The sequence below is a fragment of the Thermococcus barophilus MP genome (assembly GCF_000151105.2).
GTDB lineage: Archaea > Methanobacteriota_B > Thermococci > Thermococcales > Thermococcaceae > Thermococcus_B > Thermococcus_B barophilus.
Genome location: NC_014804.1, coordinates 1,885,268 through 1,904,558, shown reverse-complemented (window position 1 = coordinate 1,904,558; position 19,291 = coordinate 1,885,268). Strand labels below are relative to the sequence as shown.

General features: G+C 40.6%; 12 protein-coding genes. 3 read left to right on the top strand and 9 right to left on the bottom strand.

What is annotated here, in order from left to right; translation table 11 throughout:
• Positions 1 to 47: 47 nt before the first annotated feature.
• The 5 genes from TERMP_RS10520 to TERMP_RS10500 all read right to left on the bottom strand — a co-directional run bounded on the left by TERMP_RS10520 (position 48) and on the right by TERMP_RS10500 (position 11,698).
• Complete coding sequence (locus tag TERMP_RS10520) at positions 48 to 6,140, bottom strand: carboxypeptidase-like regulatory domain-containing protein (protein ID WP_013468395.1); 6,093 nt, start codon at positions 6,138 to 6,140, stop codon at positions 48 to 50.
• A 286-nt stretch (positions 6,141 to 6,426) separates the two neighbouring features.
• Positions 6,427 to 7,473 (bottom strand): glycosyltransferase, encoded by a 1,047-nt coding sequence (locus TERMP_RS10515; protein WP_013468394.1) that lies wholly within the window; start codon positions 7,471 to 7,473, stop codon positions 6,427 to 6,429.
• Positions 7,474 to 7,481: 8 nt separating this feature from the next.
• The gene (locus TERMP_RS10510; RefSeq protein ID WP_013468393.1) at positions 7,482 to 8,597 is read right to left on the bottom strand and encodes a glycosyltransferase family 2 protein; all 1,116 of its coding nucleotides are present in this window, start codon (positions 8,595 to 8,597) and stop codon (positions 7,482 to 7,484) included.
• A complete protein-coding gene (locus TERMP_RS10505; protein WP_013468392.1) occupies positions 8,587 to 9,711 on the bottom strand; it encodes a glycosyltransferase family 4 protein in 1,125 nt (374 codons plus the stop codon). The genes TERMP_RS10510 and TERMP_RS10505 overlap by 11 nt, the downstream gene beginning before the upstream one ends.
• Positions 9,712 to 9,721: 10 nt before the next feature.
• Complete coding sequence (locus tag TERMP_RS10500; protein WP_013468391.1) at positions 9,722 to 11,698, bottom strand: STT3 domain-containing protein; 1,977 nt, start codon at positions 11,696 to 11,698, stop codon at positions 9,722 to 9,724.
• Between the two features lie 110 nt (positions 11,699 to 11,808).
• Here TERMP_RS10500 and TERMP_RS10495 point away from each other — a divergent pair, with 110 nt between their 5' ends.
• A complete protein-coding gene (locus TERMP_RS10495) occupies positions 11,809 to 12,807 on the top strand; it encodes a hypothetical protein (protein ID WP_013468390.1) in 999 nt (332 codons plus the stop codon).
• A gap of 1 nt (position 12,808) precedes the next feature.
• Here TERMP_RS10495 and TERMP_RS10490 read toward each other — a convergent pair whose 3' ends face one another.
• The 4 genes from TERMP_RS10490 to TERMP_RS10475 are packed head-to-tail and all read right to left on the bottom strand — an operon-like array spanning position 12,809 to position 16,301.
• Positions 12,809 to 14,275 (bottom strand): flippase, encoded by a 1,467-nt coding sequence (locus TERMP_RS10490; RefSeq protein WP_013468389.1) that lies wholly within the window; start codon positions 14,273 to 14,275, stop codon positions 12,809 to 12,811.
• Between the two features lie 15 nt (positions 14,276 to 14,290).
• A complete protein-coding gene (locus TERMP_RS10485; protein WP_048159851.1) occupies positions 14,291 to 15,277 on the bottom strand; it encodes a DUF1616 domain-containing protein in 987 nt (328 codons plus the stop codon).
• 5 nt (positions 15,278 to 15,282) lie between these two features.
• The gene (locus tag TERMP_RS10480; RefSeq protein ID WP_013468387.1) at positions 15,283 to 15,525 is read right to left on the bottom strand and encodes a hypothetical protein; all 243 of its coding nucleotides are present in this window, start codon (positions 15,523 to 15,525) and stop codon (positions 15,283 to 15,285) included.
• A complete protein-coding gene (locus tag TERMP_RS10475; protein WP_013468386.1) occupies positions 15,516 to 16,301 on the bottom strand; it encodes a hypothetical protein in 786 nt (261 codons plus the stop codon). Before TERMP_RS10475 ends, TERMP_RS10480 begins: the two co-directional genes overlap by 10 nt.
• A gap of 42 nt (positions 16,302 to 16,343) precedes the next feature.
• Here TERMP_RS10475 and TERMP_RS10470 point away from each other — a divergent pair, with 42 nt between their 5' ends.
• The gene (locus TERMP_RS10470; protein ID WP_013468385.1) at positions 16,344 to 18,284 is read left to right on the top strand and encodes an Ig-like domain-containing protein; all 1,941 of its coding nucleotides are present in this window, start codon (positions 16,344 to 16,346) and stop codon (positions 18,282 to 18,284) included.
• The gene (locus TERMP_RS10465) at positions 18,281 to 19,291 is read left to right on the top strand and encodes a DUF4350 domain-containing protein (protein ID WP_013468384.1); all 1,011 of its coding nucleotides are present in this window, start codon (positions 18,281 to 18,283) and stop codon (positions 19,289 to 19,291) included. Before TERMP_RS10470 ends, TERMP_RS10465 begins: the two co-directional genes overlap by 4 nt.

The following is a 19,291-nucleotide window of genomic DNA, read 5'->3' as shown; positions in this document are numbered from 1 at the left end:
TTTTCAAAACGAAAAGAGGATGAGAAAAGAAAGGTTGGAAAAAGGCTTCAGCCTATAAAGATTACTGTGATTGTGTCTCCGGCGCTGAATCCGCTTGTATCTCCAAGGTTCGCTCCTGGCAGTGGAATGTCTGCTCCTGCTTCAGTATCCTCCCATTTTCCAACAATGTACGATATGCTGTTATAAGCAGCAATGTTTGGATAGACTTCAGTGAGGAAGTAGTAAGCCCCAGCCGCAGTACTATCAGCATCAGTACCATAGATTGTTACGACTAATGCTCCGCTGTTTTCATCTGTGAAGAGCTGGATTATGAAGTATCCCTCTGTGACGTTCCACCATGGAGTTGGTGCTGTCCATGTAACATTGCCTTGTGGTGATACTATTGTAATGTCCTTTCCGTCAATTACCATATGCACTGGAGCAATGTTCTCATATGCTGCTGTGACTGGATTAACTAAAGGTCCACCGACTGAGATTACAACATCGTTGGCAGTGACTGCACTCATGTTGAAGTCTTCAGCAAGTAACGACACTGTCCTAGTAGTTATTGGAACTGTACGAGATACGTATTGAGACACTGAGAATGCATCTGGAGTTCCAAGGTTGTTGAAGACAAAGTACACCGTATCTGCAGTTTCTACTTTCTCTTTGTACATTGCAATACCTGCGTATTGGGCTTCTCCACCGAGCTTGATGTCCGCAGTGGATGTTGCAAACGGATACACTGTGACGTAGGCGTAACCGGTCAGGTTGCCTTTCTTTGCAACGACCATGTACTCAGTTCCGTTCTTCTCTGCTGGAACATTGTTTAGCGCGTAGTGACCATCCTCTGCAGACACAGTGACTAGAACATTGCCCTCGAAGTCCGTAGCGTTAACCCATGCAGTTCCATTCCATATCTTGACGATGACGGTGGCACCTGCAATCTGCATTCCACTGTCATCGGTTATGTCACCGGATATTGAACCTGTACCACCGAAGTTGACTGTGATATGGTTGCTCTCAAGATCGCCATAGGTTGCCCAGACGTCAACGGCACCCATGAGGGTACTGAGCTCTTCCGGAGTCATATCCGGAGTGGCCTGGGTGTAGACCTTGAAGACAACGCTTCCCATCTCGTCAGTGGTAGCGTTGGTCGGCTCAAGGTAGGCAATGTCGGTATTGTCAATATGGAAGTCAAGGGTCTCGTTGGCAACTGGGCCGTTGAGGGCTGAGACGTTTCCAATCTGGTCGAGTATCTCGCTGATTATCTCACCCTTCTCAGTGTCGTTGAGGAAGCCTATAGCCTGGATCCAGGACTCGAAGGGCATCCACTGGGCATTGAACTGCTCCTCAGCATTGGTTATGCTGAGCATAGCCTTGAAGGTGAAGTACTCACCAGCCTGGGTCGGCTTGAGTGTGGTGTTGTCTATGAGCATGAGCATAAGCTCGTTGGGCTCTATGGTTATCATAGTAGAGTTAGCAGTCTCATATGGACCAAAGATGTACTCCTCATAGTGCTCGGGCTCAACACTAAGCCCCGCGTAGATGGCATTACCCTGTACAGACGCTGAACCGGGCTGGAGCTGGATGACACCCGGAGTTATGGGTACGTTGTAGAGGTAGTGCTCGATCGTGACGTTGTGGAGAGTTGCTTTGTAGACGCTCACAGAGATGTTCCATCCATCCTCAATGGGTATCACAGTAACGTTCTTGGTGTATGTGGTTATGGTCTCGTTCTGAACCGTAATGTTACTGACCCACGGCTCGTTCTCCGTGAGAATGGGAGCGGTAACGTTGAGTGGAGTAGCTATGACATAGAGGCTGAACGGACTCTGCGGGTAGAGTGCGAACATGGCCTCGGAGTAGTCGTCACTTATGGTTGCGTTGAATACTGGGAAGTACTTCCTAACCCCACCAAGCTCAAGACCCCAGTAAAGCTTGACTGGCTCCTCCGGCGGGTTAAGTGATCCTTGCTTTCTGATGTTAACGTACACATATGTGAGATCGGCGGGGTTGGGCTCGTTTACGATGATCTGCTCGGTGTTGTTCATCTTACCATACTTGTCGGAGACTATAACTTGGAACGTTCCTGCAACTGGTGAGAACACGCTGACTGTCTTGGTGAGATGTCCATTATCGGCAATATCCATGTAGTAGACAAGGTCGTAGAATCCGCTTGGGATGATATCGGTGTCGCTGAACTCGAGGCGGAGGCGTATCTTGTCGTTCACAACAACGGGCTGTCCGTACTGGTCAATGAGGCTAATGTCAAATGTGACGGTGTAGACGCTACCAGCAGTTATATTCGTAGGCGTTGGGACGACGTAGATGCCCCAGTTGCGAACTTCAAGGGTCCTGGTTATTGTGGCGTTAAGGGATGCATCGGTTATTATGACTGTGTAGTTACCGGCTTCGAGGGTGACGTTCGGGATGGTTAGTACACCATCGTGATCGGCCGTGACGGTGTAGTTGGTACCGCTTATCGTTACGGTTATGTCCGGGCTGTCGGAAATGGAGTAGACGTTTACCACAAAGTCCATCGGGATGTTCTCGTAGTAGGTTCCAGTTATGACGGCATCAAGGGCAAGCTCGATGGGTATGGTACCGCTGGCGCTTCCGACTTCATAGAGCGGCCCTCCTGGCCATGGAACGTGCTTGTAAACCTTGACAACGTATGTGACCACGCCACTCTCATTGAAGGTGAGGTCTCCAAGGTCAAAGACCGTCGAGTTGGTTCCGTTAACGACCCTGTGAATGACTGTGCCGTTCGGGAGCGTGACGTTGAGCTCTATGGTGACGTTGTAGCCTCCAGTTATTATCTCCGGAAGCCCAGCCAAGTCAACGCCTATCTTAACGTCCATGTTGGTGTAGCCGTCCGGCAAGTAGTAGAGCTCATCAGGTGCGGAAACTTCTGTGCTCCATGTAGCAGAGGAGTATACAAAGGTATCATTTCCAACGATGTGTCCCTCGTAAGTAGCCTTGAACTGCTGTGTAATAACTGCAGGAACTGGGCCAAAGCCAAGATAGAGTACAGACCCATCTGTATAGTTTCCAAGGTTCCAAGTCCACCACCAGATGTCAACTGGAACGTCCGGGCCATTAACGTGAACTGTTACGTTAAGCCGAGCGTTGAATCCCTGATAGAGCTCACCAATGCCAGTCGCAGCGTCAGCATAGGAGAACTCAAACGTAACGTTCCAAGATCTGACTTGAATAAGGTGTATCCACTCGTCAGAAACTTGGTGGCCGTTGTAGATGGCTGTGACATTATAAGTGAGAATGCCCATTGGATCAACTATGTCAACTGATATAACCTGGCCGTCAGCAACATTGGTGTAGAGGTCACCGTTTATGCTCACGTCGACTGGAACGTTCGGGCCGTTAACGTGGACGGTAACGTAGAGGGTGTTGTCAACGTACTCCCAGACGGTGCCGTTAGTGGCGAAGTCAAACGTGACATTCCACTCCTGTGGGAGTACCGTGTAAGTGTCGCTTCCAACCTGGTGGCCGTTGTAAGTGGCGATGACGTTGTAGACGAGCGTTCCCTGCGGGTCGGTTATCGGATACTCGATAACCTGGCCGTCAGCAACATTGGTGTAGAGGTCACCGTTTATGCTCACGTCGACTGGAACGTTCGGGCCGTTAACGTGGACGGTAACGTAGAGGGTGTTGTCAACGTACTCCCAGACGGTGCCGTTAGTGGCGAAGTCAAACGTGACATTCCACTGGGTGACTGGGACCACAGTACCGCCGGTAATGCTGGAGTTGTAGGCATCAACAACCTCTATGGCGATGTCGTTGGTGCCGTTAACAGGTATAGCGTAGCTGGGTATGAGGAGGTATCCGTTGTCAACCGGAAGCTGGAGGAAGTATTCAGTCCCATCGGCGTCGGTTATGGTAACGTTAACGATGTGGTCATCGTAGTCCTTGTAGGCGGCTATGCCATCGCTGTACATGTATTGAAGCTCTATCCTGAGAGAGTTACCGATGTAGGCATAAACTGGCTCATTTGCTGGTGTTGCAGTCACATCAATCCACTTGTTGCCTGGAGTTATCGCTGCGTTAACCTTTATTGGCATCTTCACAGACTTGCCGCTGAGGACGTCGGTAACGGTGACCCAAGCAATTCCCGGCATTGTCGGTGTGACGTTCTCGAAGGTTATTATTCCCTGATAGCCGCCCTGACCTCCATAGATGTCATCGTTGGCCTCAAGGGTCAGATTCTTTGTCTCGACGTATCCATCAGGAAGTTCAAGTGTAACAGTAACATTCCTCTCACCTGGCCAGTCAAAGTACAGAGACTCCACAACGAAGACGTTGAGGTTGACGCTCTCGTCCTGGGTGAGTTCCTCAGGTGAAGCGTCAACGAATATGCCCCAGTCCCTGACAGGTATGCTGAAGGTAACGCTCTTACCAAGGGTGGTGTCGTTGTAGGTTACAACGACGAATCCAGGCTCACTGAACAGGAAGGTCTGGGGAACCGCAAAGTTGGTCATGTTGCTGTCAGTAACAGTGACGTTGTAAGTTAGCACAGTACCGTTTGGAAGCAGGAGGGTTATCTCGAGAGTTGAGTTGACTGGGCAAGGTTCATTGTAAAGGATTGTCAGGTTAAGGTCTGCGGGTATTCCCACGTAGAACTTGTCATCAAATACTGAGTACCAAGTTCCAGGATAGTGCTCGACCAAATAGCCATATCCAATGCCCCAATCCTTGACCTCGAGGGTTACATTGTTAACCTCTGGATGGTAGGTCTCGTCCCAGACTTTCACTACAACAGTTCCGTTCTCCGGGAAGTTGACCGGGAATTCGACGCTTCCGGTGTTGTTTATGATGGTTATGTTGCCAGAGTACATCTCAACGCCGTTGAGGAGCACGCTGTAGTTGGCAGTTGAGGTAATATTGTATGGGCTAACTGGATAGTTAATTGTTATGTTAAGGGTCTGGTTTACACCAGCATAGAAGTAGTCACACACTGCACCACCACTAGTACAGGTTATGGTCGGGGTTATCTCGATGTCCCATGAAGATACGTTGAAGTAGTAGGTGGTCTCTGGGGAGTAGTTACCCATACTTGCATATAGAGCATAATCGGTGCCTCCCGGGAGGATGATGTCAGTTATGTTAAACGGAGCTGTCCCATTGGTCATAATTGCAGTCGTATTGAATATTGTGTTGTTTAACAGCACCAAGTAGATAGTATCGTTGACACCCAATGTATACGTTCCCAGCCCACCGAAAGTCGTGTATGCGTTAACTGTTCCACTCAAGTTAAATGGAATCCACGCATATGGCGGATATGTCAAGCTGAAGCTAATCGTAAAGAAGTTGATGTTCCAGTCGTAGACCTGGAAGTACTCTGGAGGTGCTGTTAAGCCATTAAGTGAGTCTGTAACCACCACATTCCCAGTTCCAGGGACAGAGGACTCTAAGTTGGCGTACACCTTTTCACCGGTTCCATTTGTCAATGGGAGCGTATCGGAAATAACGCTGCCATTTGGCATTGTAATGTCTACTGTTACATTCGAGGGAATCGCAATTCCGAAGCATGTAACTGCATCAGAGTCGTAGGTGACATTGACGGTGAGGTTAAAGGGTATCTCTTTGAAGGCTCTATCGTACATCCAGGTTCCGTTTAAGTAGGGTACTGTACTGGTTATGGTTGTACTGACAGTGTATGGGAATAGTACGGCAAAATCTGTACTGGCACTTATGTTATATACCGGATCATACAAAGTAACCCTTAGCATTGTGATTCCCTGTGGGATTTCCCTATATTCATTGCTGACGAAACCTGGGCTCAGCGTGGAGTTTATGATAATTGTTGCATTACCATTCTGAACAGAGAATCCTGGATCAGGAGTTTCATAGGCCAGAATCCATGATCCACTTGTAGTATTGTAGTAATATATCCTAGCATAAACATTACTGCTTATTGCAGTCACGTTTCCAGAACTATCTAAATATGAAATATTCATGACTATTTCATAGGGAAATCCTTGGAACAACTTGACTCCACAGTTTGTTGCATTTCCGACAATCTTGATAGTCGTTGGATACGTTTGTGCAACTACTTCTGGTGTAAACATTGGCACTGCACTTAGTAGCATTAGCACTGCTAGCAACACGCTCAAAAACCTTGCTCTATTCCTTCTATTCATACTATTTCACCTTTTTATTTTTTAAAACCTTCAGAGGCCGGCCTCGTGAAAGGCCAATGTGATATTATGTTTTATCCAAATATAAGCCTTTCGGAGCAATAGTTTTAAATAAATACATTACAAGATGTTTTTTACGCTAACATTCGGGACATCAGTATATTAATATTAAGCCAATTAAAATAATAAAGACAATATTGTCTATATCAAAGATATTTCCTAAGATAATATTATAAATGTATTAATGAATACAATGCCTAATGTGTTCATCAATACAGCACCTAAAATATTATAGATTTTTTCTAAACATCATTTTTCTAACAATTTTGGGATTATCTAATAATTTCGTTAGAATTATAAGTAATTCAGACCTCGTGTCAAAAATAAATCCATTCTTTCTAGGAAGAATCAACCTATCAACTGCCCCAACGTTTTTATTTACTACAACAGATATTCTAAAATGCAGTGCTTCCAAAACAACCATTCCAAACGACTCAAATGACGAGGGTAGGACTAAAATTTTTGCTCTGGAATAAATTTCAGCAAGATCTTCAGGATTTTCAACATTTCCAAAAAACTTAACTTTGTCTTTTAGGTTTAATTTTCTAACCAAATCTTCATAATACTCTCTTAAATCCCCATCCCCAACAATCCAGAGCTTCCAGTCTGGGAATTCCTTTGAAACCCGAGCAAAGACTTCAATCAGCATATCAAGATTTTTGAATCTATGATATCTGCTTAGTTGTCCAACGAAGAGGATTGCATTTTCTCTTTTAATGTTCCTATCAAGTTTGATGTCCCTTAAATCTTCACTTATCTCGGGAATAATAATCCTTGAGTTATATCCCCGGGATTTGAGGTACTCCCAGACCTTCTCCGAGACCGAGATTATCTCACAATTTCTGAGGGTCAGCTTCTCTAATGTATATGAATAAACTCTGCCTACTATATCCAAGACTGTATTACCCTTTTTTAATCCCACTGTATGATACACAATCTTTATTTTAATTCCAAAGATTTTTGCAAGCAGGGAGGCAACATCAGCCGCAAAAGGAACTGGAGTGTGTGCAATTATTAAGTCAAATTCTCCCTTTTTTATCATTTGGGCAAGTTTAATCACAAAGATTAAGCTGACAGGTGTGTTCGACAGTATAAACAGGGGCTTTAATCTGTAAACTTTAATCTTTCCGACCCTCTCTGTTTTTGATTCCTTTTTTGTCATGCAGACAACAGTAACGTCATTGCTTCTCGATAATTTCCTGGCCATCTGATAGGCGTATCTCTCAAGACCTCCCCCCTCTGGATGGAAGTAAGGAGACACAATCAATATTTTCATTTTTCATTTCAGCCCTCCTTAAGCATGTAAATGCTTACAAAGAATGAAAAGAACATCAACTGTAACCCCAAAACCGTCAGAGTTAACACAAGGATGCCTTCATTGATTTTGAACAATGAGCCGTACCCGGAGGCTTTCCATTCCAGGAATATCTTAATACCTAAACTTATTCCGATAAGGAACATTATTCCACCCACTATTAGCCCTTCTTCTAAGATCGAATACCTCATGAAGAATTTTGTTAACCTGCTGGGCTCTTCAAGACCTTCCCTAACGGCATATACCTTACTTGAAATGCCGAAGTTTATTATCTGAAATCCCACGATAGTTAAAAGACTCCCCAGTATCATAGTGTGCAAACGAATTGGATTTACTAAATAGGTGTAGGAGAGCAGTCCAATGCCCAAGAGTGCCAAAATAATACCGGGGAACAAAAACAGATGAGAGGGAGAATACAGCAACATTAATCTTAAATGCCGCCATCCATCTCTGAAGGAGCTGAGCTTTGATTCCCCAATCCTCGGATGATATGTTATTGGAACCTCAGCAATTCTGAGTTTTTTCTTTGCAGCCTCAATTACCATCTCGCTGGCAAACTCCATTCCTTTGCACTTTAAAGGCAATTTTTCCAATGCATCTTTTCTTATTGCCCTCATTCCACAGTGCGCATCTGAAATTCCTGCCTTAAACAATATGTTGAGAATTTTTGTGAGTAAAGGATTCCCAATGTATCTATGTAGCCGAGGCATTGCTCCTTTTTCAATTTTACCTTTAAGTCTTGTCCCCATGACAAAATCTGCTTTGCCCTCTAAGAGAGGACCCAATAATCTTGGGATATCTAATGGGTCGTAACTGCCATCTGGGTCAAGCATTATAATATACTTACCTCTGGCATGTTTAAATCCTTCTAAATAAGCATCGCCATATCCCTTTCCTTTTTGTCTTATAACTGTCGCACCAAGGTTCTTTGCAATTTCTGGGGTTCTGTCGTTACTTTTATCAACTACGATTATTTCATATGATATACCTGTTTTTTCCATAACGTCTTTTATTTTTGGCAGAACGGCTTTTACTGCATCTTCTTCATTCATTGTCGGCAGTACTATTGACACTTCAATGCTCACTTAAAACACCCTCGTAGTATTTTTCAAGTCTTTTTGCTATAACATCCCAGTCATATTTCCTCGCTATGTTTATGCATGTCCTCTTCATTTTCCTCGAATTCTCATAAGCTAATAAAATTTTCTCTGCAAAAGATTTTTCATTTAGTTCACTGATATAGCCATTTTTTCCCGGAATAATTAATTCTTTTGATGCATTCATGGGAGCATTAACTGTAACTACAGGTATGCCAGAAGCATTCGCTTCCAAAACAACTATACCAAATCCTTCTCGTAAAGATGGGAATGTGAGAACTTTTGATGATTTAATGTGTTCAATGACTGCCTCATGAGAATCCAAAAATCCCAAGAATTCCACATTATTATATATTCCAAGCTCTTTCACAAGCTTTTCAAGCTTCTTTCTCTCTGGGCCATCACCTATTATACCCAAAGTAAAATCTGGATAATCGGAACGAATGAATTTTATGGATCTAAGGAGAAATCCAATATTTTTGTGTTTTATTAACCTACCTACGAATATTGCATCGTGTTTTACATCATGAGATCTAACTTTTTGTATTCGCTTTAAATCAATACCATTTGGTATTAAGGAAAAATTTTTAGAGTCCAATTTTGATAAATTTGCAAGCGTTAATTTTGAAACAACAATGTGATTATTTGTAATTTTCAGCAGATTATTTTCAAGGAACTTGCCAAAAGGTGCCGAATGACCAATGTATTCTCTCCAATATTCTCCCCAATACTCATGCCAAGTTATTATGAGTTCAGATTTACTCAACAGGGAATGGAATTTTGTAGAGTAACAGGGAATATAAGGAAATTCCTGACAGTCAATAATATCGCTTTTTTCGAGTCTGTTAAGGAGGAGATGAAATGAAAAATCAATAGCCTCTCTTATACTTCTTCTATCACCACTGTACAGATTTTTGGGGAGAGCAATTCCGTGTACAATAATTCCATCCCTTTCTATTATCTCTTTATCTCCCCACCACTTAAAGGTATACCAGTGAACTTCATGTTTTTTAGCTAGTCTCTTCCCTAATTCGTATATTCTTTTTTCAACTCCTCCTTTAACTTCAGGATAAAGAGCATCATAGATGAATGTGATTTTCATGGTGTTACCCTCAAATTCTGAATATCTTTATTGTGCCTCCATCTGAATAAATTAAATCCCCTTTATTTCGAAACATTAATTGTGAAAATTTAGTATTAAATGCTTTTTCATCCATAACTACCGCATAACCATAGTTTAAGTTAGCATACAATATCAACCCATCTTTGTCAAGCTGAACTTCTTTAATGTCATTACTCTCCACTAATAACCTTGATATCTTTATTTTTCTTCCACCGATTTGTAAAGTACCAAGCCATTCACCATCTCTCTTTAGGACAAAAATAATGTTGTGATTAGAAAAAACAAGAGTGTTACCAAGGGTATAATCGAGAGGTAGCATGACCATGAGGTATCCACCGGATTCATTTGCAGTTCTAATTATTGTACCAAACTTCAAAATCAATTCTTTATTGACTATGACATACTTAACCCCTCTACGTTTTAGTTCTTGGGTAGGAACTAACCCCAAATAATATCTCGCAACATATTTAGCCATTACTTGACCATAAACGCTGTCTGTGAGGGTAGGTCTTTCAGCGTAGTACTGAATGAAACCTCCATAATCCCACCAAGCTAGCACGATATCTGTTTCATTTGAATGGGATTTTAAGTATAGGAGAGCATTTTCCCAGTTCTGATCCATGACCGGATGCAGATTCTTTAATGAAGCAAACGACAAATAGCCAGTTAGAAGAAATATACTCATTATAATTGCCATACTTGCTTTCTTTGAAATGAACTTAATGGATTTCATTATGTTCTCAATCTCAACCAATCCTATGCCCGCCATAAAAGCAATTGCTAAAGATGCCAAGAAAATGAACCTAACAGCGTTTAAGAGCAGATACATGCTTGGAATAATCCAGCCCAAATGGATAAAGAGTAGGCTGTTCTTTTTCATGTGCAAAAAGTAAAATGGCACAAGGAATATAGAAATGCCAAATCCAATCCATAAGTCAAAAGGGGTAGGTCTTCTTAATTCCATTATTGTCCTATACACCCCACTAGAGTTTAGATATCCAAATCCTGTTAACAACTCCTTGAATAGCGTCGGGTTATAATATGAGACTCCAAAGACTGCTACAATACTCATGATAATAATGGTTGATATTTTCGCCTTGTTAGAAAGCTCAAATCTTAATGATAAAAGTGTGAATCCAAAAAGTAGAATTACAAAAATCAAAGGGTACATGAAAACTTTAGAAAAATTCTGAAAATAATGATAATTAACTTTTGGCCCAATCAGAAAGACAATTACCCCTCCGGAGATTATGGACAGTAAAACGTATATTGACGAATAAAAGTGCTGTTTGCCCTTTTTTAAAAGGGAAGCAACTAAAGAAAAGAACAAAATCCCAAAAACGAAGACAAACAGTGCGATATAGCCTCCCCAAAAAGCACAAGAGATTCCCAGTGCAATACCAGCAGTTGCTATATAGAATGCTGTATGCACATTGAAGTCTGTCTTTTGCAGTAAAGCACCAAATGCCCATAAAACAATAGAGAAGAGAAAAACTGCATAATTATCAGCCCTATAATAGTTCGCCATAGATCTCGAAATATGAGCAAAGCTAATAGCTAAGAATAGCACTGAGTAGATTGCACATTTCTTCCCATGTAACTTAGCAATGAAAGAGTAGAAAAAAATTATCGTAAGAATTCCAAACAGTACTGGAGTTATCCTAAAGGCATCATATAGTGATAGCCCTAAAAGTTTTAATATCTTGAAAATCAATATTGGAACATAGTAGATACCAAGCGGTTCATTTATACGCGCTCCATATGGGGCCAGAGATAATGGATAGATTAAGTTATCCCGAATATTACCGTTCAGAAATTCTCTAATCACCGAAAGATGAACATATGGATCAAAGCCAAATAAGTACTTCTGCGTGAAATAAGGATAAATTCTGTATCCTAAAGCAACTGTAAGAATCAAAAGAGGAAAATGAACCTTATAGTTAGAAAGGATTTTTGGATTTCCCATTTGGCTCCCCAACCCTGTAATTATCGATTGCCAGTACTCCTATGATTAATTTTATTGTAACAATGTTTTTAAAATTGTTTATGCATTCATGAACACTATGAGGATGCAAAATGTTAGGAAGCAAAAAATATTCGTGGGTTAACTTAATTATACACCGTTTTAAAGAATATACACTAAAAGGCATTGTAGAACTAACGCAAAAAAATAATGGGGACTCTATATTCGAAGATGACTGGAGAAACCTAATAATCCTCGATGACTGCAGGTATGATATCTTCAAAAGTGAGTACATAAAAAGAAGGTTACCAGGGAGACTGGAATATAAGATTTCTAAGGGATCCTGGACAGGAGAATTTTTACTTAAGAATTTCACAGACAAAAAATATGACGATATAATATACATCACAGCAAATCCTTTTGTTGACAAATATCTAAAAGGCAAATTTTACAAGGTAATCTCCGTATGGAAAAATGGTTGGAACGAGAGGTACAATACAGTCCCTCCGAATAAAGTTTACGAGCAGACTATCAAGACACTTAAAAAGTATCCCAATAAAAGGTTTGTTGTACATTTCTTACAGCCTCACCATCCATATTTTTCTTTACAGAACTTTGAAGACAATGCAATGAACATAATCAAAAACTCCGTCGAGAAGAATCATTCGATGTCACTTTCAGGATTTCCAAAAGAACCTCTACACAGCATATATCTCTCAGAAATTTATGCTTATTTCAGTCTTTCAAAACTCATAAGGGCATACATTGAAAATTTGCGGATTGTACTGCCATACGTGGAGCTATTGCTACATTATCTCCCGGGACGTACCATAATAACGTCGGATCATGGGGAAATTTTTGGAAAACCTGTTACAAAACTTCTACCCATAAAAGTTTATGGACATGGGATAGGAAGAATTCCGGATTTGGTTAAAGTGCCTTGGCTAATTTTTGAGGAGGAAGACAAGCCTAAACTGAGGCCTATAAAAGACATCAAAAAGGACATCGCAAGAATAGAAAAGAGATACATGCTGCACGAATCATCAAAACAGAAAGAACTTAAGAAGATAAAACGGGCAATATCTCAGTTAAAACTCAAGCAGAAAATTTAGCTCATTCTAGGAGAACTTTAAGTTCTTTCAAGCTAACACTTCCACTTAAAAGTATTATCCCGAAATACATAACGAATGTCGAGACTCCTCCAATCAGCTGAAAACCCAGACTTTTCTCAAAAAGCCCAACACTCAGCAAATAAGCAACTGCCAGAGTAAGGACGCTAACAGTTATCTGCCTTATGTATTCCCTTGTAAACGGATGGATTTTCAAAAGCCGATAAAGCCAAAAAGACCTTACAAGATTTGCAAGTATATATGAGAATGTAGTGGCGATAGCAGCTCCAATTAGATAGTATTTTGGTATCAGGAGTATATTCAAGATAACATTCACAAGAACTGCAGTAAGCTCTCCAACTAAATTAAGTGTTGTTTTGCCAATAATTACCAAACTCATCCCGTTCAACCCAAAAAGCACATGGACAATGAATCCAACAGCTAAAATTCTCAAAGCAGGGGTTGCAGTAATGTATTTTGATCCAAATACATACCCCAAGATTGTTTCGGGATACAGAAGCACAATGACAAACACCGGGAAGGTGAAAAAAAACACCAACCTTGTCAGTGATTGATAGATTTTAGCTAAATCATTAACTCTATTTTGGGCATAAAGTTTGGACGCAACGGGCACATAGAGAAAGGCTACCGAGTTCAAGATAACCGGCAATAGCTTGGCAATAGGCGCTGCGGCGTTATACACTCCAACAGACGTAGCAGAGAGATAATAGCCAATCATTAATGTATCTATCCATGTCATTACAAACCCTAAAATACTGCTTAAAAGGAGAGGAATAGAGAACAAAAGTAACTCTTTTCCCAGTTTGCTGTCAAAAAGTAACCCTATTTTAACAAGCTTAATTTTCCATATTAGAATAAACAACGCTAAAAAAGTCAGATAATTTGCTCCAACATATGCCCAAAAAACATAATTAAAAGGATACTGCCTCAAGATTACAACTACTATGAGGATTAATAATATTGTTGGGTAAAATATGTTCTGGAAACAAATTTGCTCTTTAACTCTTCCAAACCCCCTAGATATGGCCGTTATAGTTACTGATAAAGCCGAAAAAGGCAAAGCAAGTGAAATTACTCTTAACGGGGATATTAAACGTTCATTCTTAAATATACCGGCAATATTTTCCGCATTAATTACTAAAACTAGAGAAACCAGCACGCTGGTTGCCATGATGATAATTAACGCTGTTGATATCAGTTTGTCCACCTTTGAAGGTGATTTCTCTGAGTAATATGAAATTTCTCTGGGAACTCCACTCTGGAACCCTAGTGTAGCTAGCAGTAAAGACAAAGTGAAAATACTCAATGTCAGATTATAGATCCCATATTCCTCTGAGGAAAAATGCCTTCCAATAATTACCCTGCTAAGGAATTCAAGAGTTATCCACACTAAAGTTCCAACAAGTACCAATTTTGAACCAGCTGTAATCTTTTTAAGTTCATCTTTCATTGTCCCACCGAATTCTCAAATCTTTCTAACTTCAATGTTCAGCTTTAAGCTCAGTATTTTCCCATCAATGGCATCGAGAATTCTCTGAGTTGCATTTGTCTGAGCGTAATCTCCGTTTATTGGCTTTGGCAACGGTGGCTCCTTGTCTTTGAAGAGCAAAAACCAGAGCTGCCATTTTCCGGGCTTATCGATGCTGAAAGTGTAGTTCATCTCCCACTGTGGAGTCCAGTTGCCCTCAATGTTCACTGGTTTGTGGGGCAGAGTTACGTTAAAGCGGTCGAGGAGGTACATGTTGTATATGTGGGTGGTGTTTGTGTTGAAGTCGTAGGTTAAGTTAACAAGCCAGACCTCAACGTAATATGTAACATTCCTGTATTCGTGGTTGGCTATCCCCAAAATGATGGTTGCATTCTCTCCAACAAAAAGCTCCGTTGGGTAATCAGCGGCTTTCCCATTTGGACCGAGAATGTAAAATTCGGTGAACTTCTCCCCAGGCTTTGGATGGGTTATAACATAAGCTAAAGTTGCAATTGAAGAGATTATTGCGATCACCAAGATTACCGTCAGAGCTTTGTCCAATTTGCTTGCCTTGTCCCATTCGAGCTCTTCTTTGAGCATTTCAATGCTAATCCTCGGAATCCACGGATCAATGGCTTTTGCCCTCCTATATACTGCCAGAATTCCAAATATTAGATTGAATATCGTTAAGCTGACCAATATCGGAATTAACCTTATGCCCCAAGGTGTGTAGTTCAAGCCCAAGCCTATGAGGGGAACGATTGCTATACTTAATCCAAAGCTCAAAGCCAAGCGCTCGAGATTGTCGAGTTCTTTCTTATTTGGAAAGAGAGAGGTTATAAAGACGTAGCCCGGAAAGAACAGGACAAATGCCAAGCCTAATGCCTTTCTAAGCAGGCTGTCTGGGAAGAACGCTATAAGGAAATCCAGGAGCAGTGATAAAGCAATTATTGTTATCAAATCCCAGTAGTTTCTCCACTTCATTATTCTCACCCAGACAACACCTCATAGACCTTTTTCATGACGATTATTGCAAATATAATGAGGAGCAGCTCGATTAAGGGCTTCATGTTTTCTTTCTGCTCTTTGCTGAGAAAGGGCCCGCCAACTTCCAGAGTTATGAGAAGACCTATCAACGTTAGGGTTAAGAATACATCAACCGTCTTTGTGGCCAATGCAGAAATTAAAATCCAAAAGGAGAGAAAGAGTAAAATATAATCTTCTACATCCACTCTCTAATCCCTCCGAGCTTTCTGGCTTTTATCTCTATTCCATGCTTTACAAAGGAGAACTTTTCACTCATAACAACTTCATTTGATGCTTTTGCCAAGCCAAGCAGAATCGAGGAGCATATCGGACATGCTACCTGGTCGCAGTGTTCTATGTTTTTTCTGCAGATTTCTTTGTTGGTAGGGGATACGATTATTCTGAAGCTGTTGTTTTCTTCCTCAATATACACGGTGTTGGCAAGATCTAAAGCTCTCAGGACAGAAGAGGACACGCTTTCCACTTCCTTGTAGTTTGAATTTTCAAGAGAATACTCCAGATGCTCCTCATATTTCCTGAGAAGGTCCAAGCCCAAGGGCCTAATTGAAAGTCCCATCTGCCTTTCACTGCTGACATTTGTTAAAAACACGGTCTCATCATCGAGTCTTCCTAAATCTAAGTCGAACTCTTCATGAAGTGGAATAAAAACCCCACCTTCTTTGAGATTTTCATAGGGAGGTATATAGAGGGCTTTTCCCTCTAAGCCCAGATCATTCACAATTTTCTGAAGAGCTTTGACATAGGGGAGAGTTAGCGAATCCAAGGCTTCTCTTTTTACATATTCATGAGATTTAAACGTTAAGATCACCACACCCAAAAAAATCCCAGCAAGACCTAAATTAATCAAAGATTGATTTGCATTCACAGCACCATATATTAGGAGACTCCCACCTGTGATGATTAAAGCAATCCCTGCCAAACGTTCAACTTTCATGTTCTTTCCCTTCCCCTCTATGACCATTAACTTTAAAATGTTTACCGTTTTCTTTTGAAGTTGAGGAAAATGAAGAGAGTTTTGGTTTTTGTTATAGTCCTCCTCATCGCTTCAAGTGGGTTAGGATTAGCTTTAGATAGGCATATTCCCTATGAGATTGCAAGCGAAAACGATAAGGGCATTTATATCTATTTAAAATCCATTTTGCTGTATTCAGACATTGTTCTGAAAAATATCATAGATGAAAACAATGACTCAGTAAACTATGCACTGAAGCTGGAAACGAGACTTAACATGACAAGAGAAGAGGTTGAATTTTATAAAACAATGGGAATTGAGAGTAAAATCGAAAAATACCTTCCCCCCTTCCTGAAGTTGGGGAAGGGAATCAAAGAGATCGCAGAAGGGCAGAAAATTTTCTTAGATAACATTGAAAAAGTAAAAACGGAAAAGGATTATTATTCCTATATGAATGCCACCAAAGGTTTAAATCTCATAAAAGAGGGGATTTCACTTTCAGAAGAGGCTTTGGATGAAATAGACGTGCTGGAATTTCTCGATGAGAACAACGTTACCGTGAAGCTGGACACCACTCAGCTTAGAGAAAGGCTGGAAGAGATAAAAAGGATGTACCTTGTTTATGAAAAGATACTTAGAGCTTATCAAGTATTATCCCCGGAAGAATTGCAGAAACTTATCAAAAAAGAGGAGAAAAAAACAGGAAAACCTGTAAATACAGAAGAGTTTATAGAAAAAAACAGAATAATACCAATTCCAGAACGGCTAACCCTCCATGCCTCAAAGCTCAATCCATTTGTTTATGAAAACGTTACATTTTACGGATATGCCCCCGGATTTAACGAGGTTGAAATACACATCGGGAATGAATCATTTGCAGTTCCAGTTAGGAACAACTATTTTTCACTCAAGCATGTTTTCAAACAAGTCGGAAGCTATAGAGTCTTCGCAACCGGAATGAGAGAGAATAAATTAGAAACTTCAAATATTCTCTTGATAAATGTTTCAAAGATCCCAACAAATCTAATCATCTCATCGGAAAAAAGTGCATATGTTGATCAAAAGCTTAGGATAGAAGGAATCCTCCTGGATTATTACAGAAATCCTCTTGGAGCTCAAGAAATCAGGGCAAGTTTCGATGGAGAAAAGCTCACATTAAAAACACTGAAAAATGGAAGCTTTTCCTTTGAGATAAGCAGAAAAAAAGAAGGGAAATATTTAGTTAATGTCACTTATCTTGGAAACGAAATATATGCCGGGAGCTCTGCATCTTTGAGTGTTTACTTTATGAGACATCCAGTTGACATAAAAATAAAAACTGACAAAGCCAAAGTCAAAATAGGACAGGAACTCTACATCTTTGGTGAGGTAAAGGGAGCAAAAAGACCAATTTTAATATCAGTCTATGTTGATGGCAAGCTGTATCAGCAGTGGCTGACTAAAACTGTCTTTGGCTTTAAACTGCGCTTCAACAGTACCGGAACCCACGAGATTTATGCCTATTTCTCTGGAGACGAATATTACGCCCCAGCTAAGTCAAATCTTTTGAAAATTAGCGTCATTAAGTACAGTTTTAGGGAAATTCTAATAATTGCACTGGCTTTTGTATCGCTCCTTGTACTCTATGTTTTTGTATCCTCTAAGAAAGGGCAAAGAAAAGGAATTAGTGATGAAGAGTTTGTAGAGCTTATTAAATCATTGGAAGAGTTAGAAGTCAAAGAAGAAGGTAAAAAAGTTAAGAGACTTCGCGATATTTACAGGGAAGTTTATTACAAATTGATTAGCTATTATAACTTAAAGCCGACTCTGACTCCGAGAGAGCTCTTAAGAAAGCTTCGAAATGAAAGCTTTTCCTATGATTTGGAAAGACTCACACAGCTTCATGAGAGGTACTTTTATGGAAGGAAAAGACTGAAAAGAAATGAGGTAATTGAGTACATAAAGTCTGCCGGAAGGGTAATAGTTTCCTTCATAGTGAGGGAAGAGCTATGAGAAGAGTAATTTATGGTCTGCTGATAACCTTTGGGATATTCCTTCTAATAATGCCTTTATCAATTCCTATCTTCACTTCAAGCACTGATTTCAGCATCTTCAACACTAAGTGGAACGGGGCATCAAGCTTTGGAAAAGTCCTCTATGATAATTCCAAGATAATCCCAATTATCTCCCCATTTAATTCAATAGAGCTTGGGAAAAAAAGGGGCACGCTTTTAATCCTTGGCCCCGATATGGGCTATTCCACCCTTGAAATTGATGAGATCAAGAAGTTCTTAGAGAACGGTGGAACTTTGGTTTTAATCGATGATTTTGGAACTGGAAATCAGATACTGAAAGGTTTGAATTTAACGGCCAGATTTTCAAAAGTGAGCTTCATCGACGTGTTTTACTCCAAAAACTACAACTTCCCTGAACTTGTGAGGATTTTAGATCCAGAACTTGGAGCAGGAGTCGACAAGCTTGTTTTAAATGTCCCTTCAGTTATACTGAATGCAGAAGGAGAAATATACACAAGCAAAGTGGCACTTCTCGGGAACAATCAGAGAGAGTATCCAATAATGAGCGAGCTGAAATACGGAAAGGGAAAGATAGTACTATTCTCGGATCCAAGCGTTTTCATAAACGACATGTTCAGGGAGAATGAGAAGTTCATAAGAAATTTTGCAGAATACATAAGTTCCGATGTGGTATACATAGACGAAGCACACCACTCAAGCTTCAATCCTTATCACATGGCCACGCTCGTAATAAGGAGGAGTTTTGATAGAGTTAAAGCATTTTACGTTGTGCTTGGAGTTGCTGTACTTGCTTTGGTTATCGAAAGCGGCTTTGCGGCATCATTGGCTGAGAAAAGTCTGACATTCCTATTCAACAAACTCTTTAAGGAAGAAGAAAAAAGCTTAGATGAAGTTATAAATGAATTGAAAGAAGAAGGCTACGATGAAGAGGTTTTGAGAAAAATTGTGAGAGAGATTAAAACCGGTAAAAAGCTGGGTGGTTAA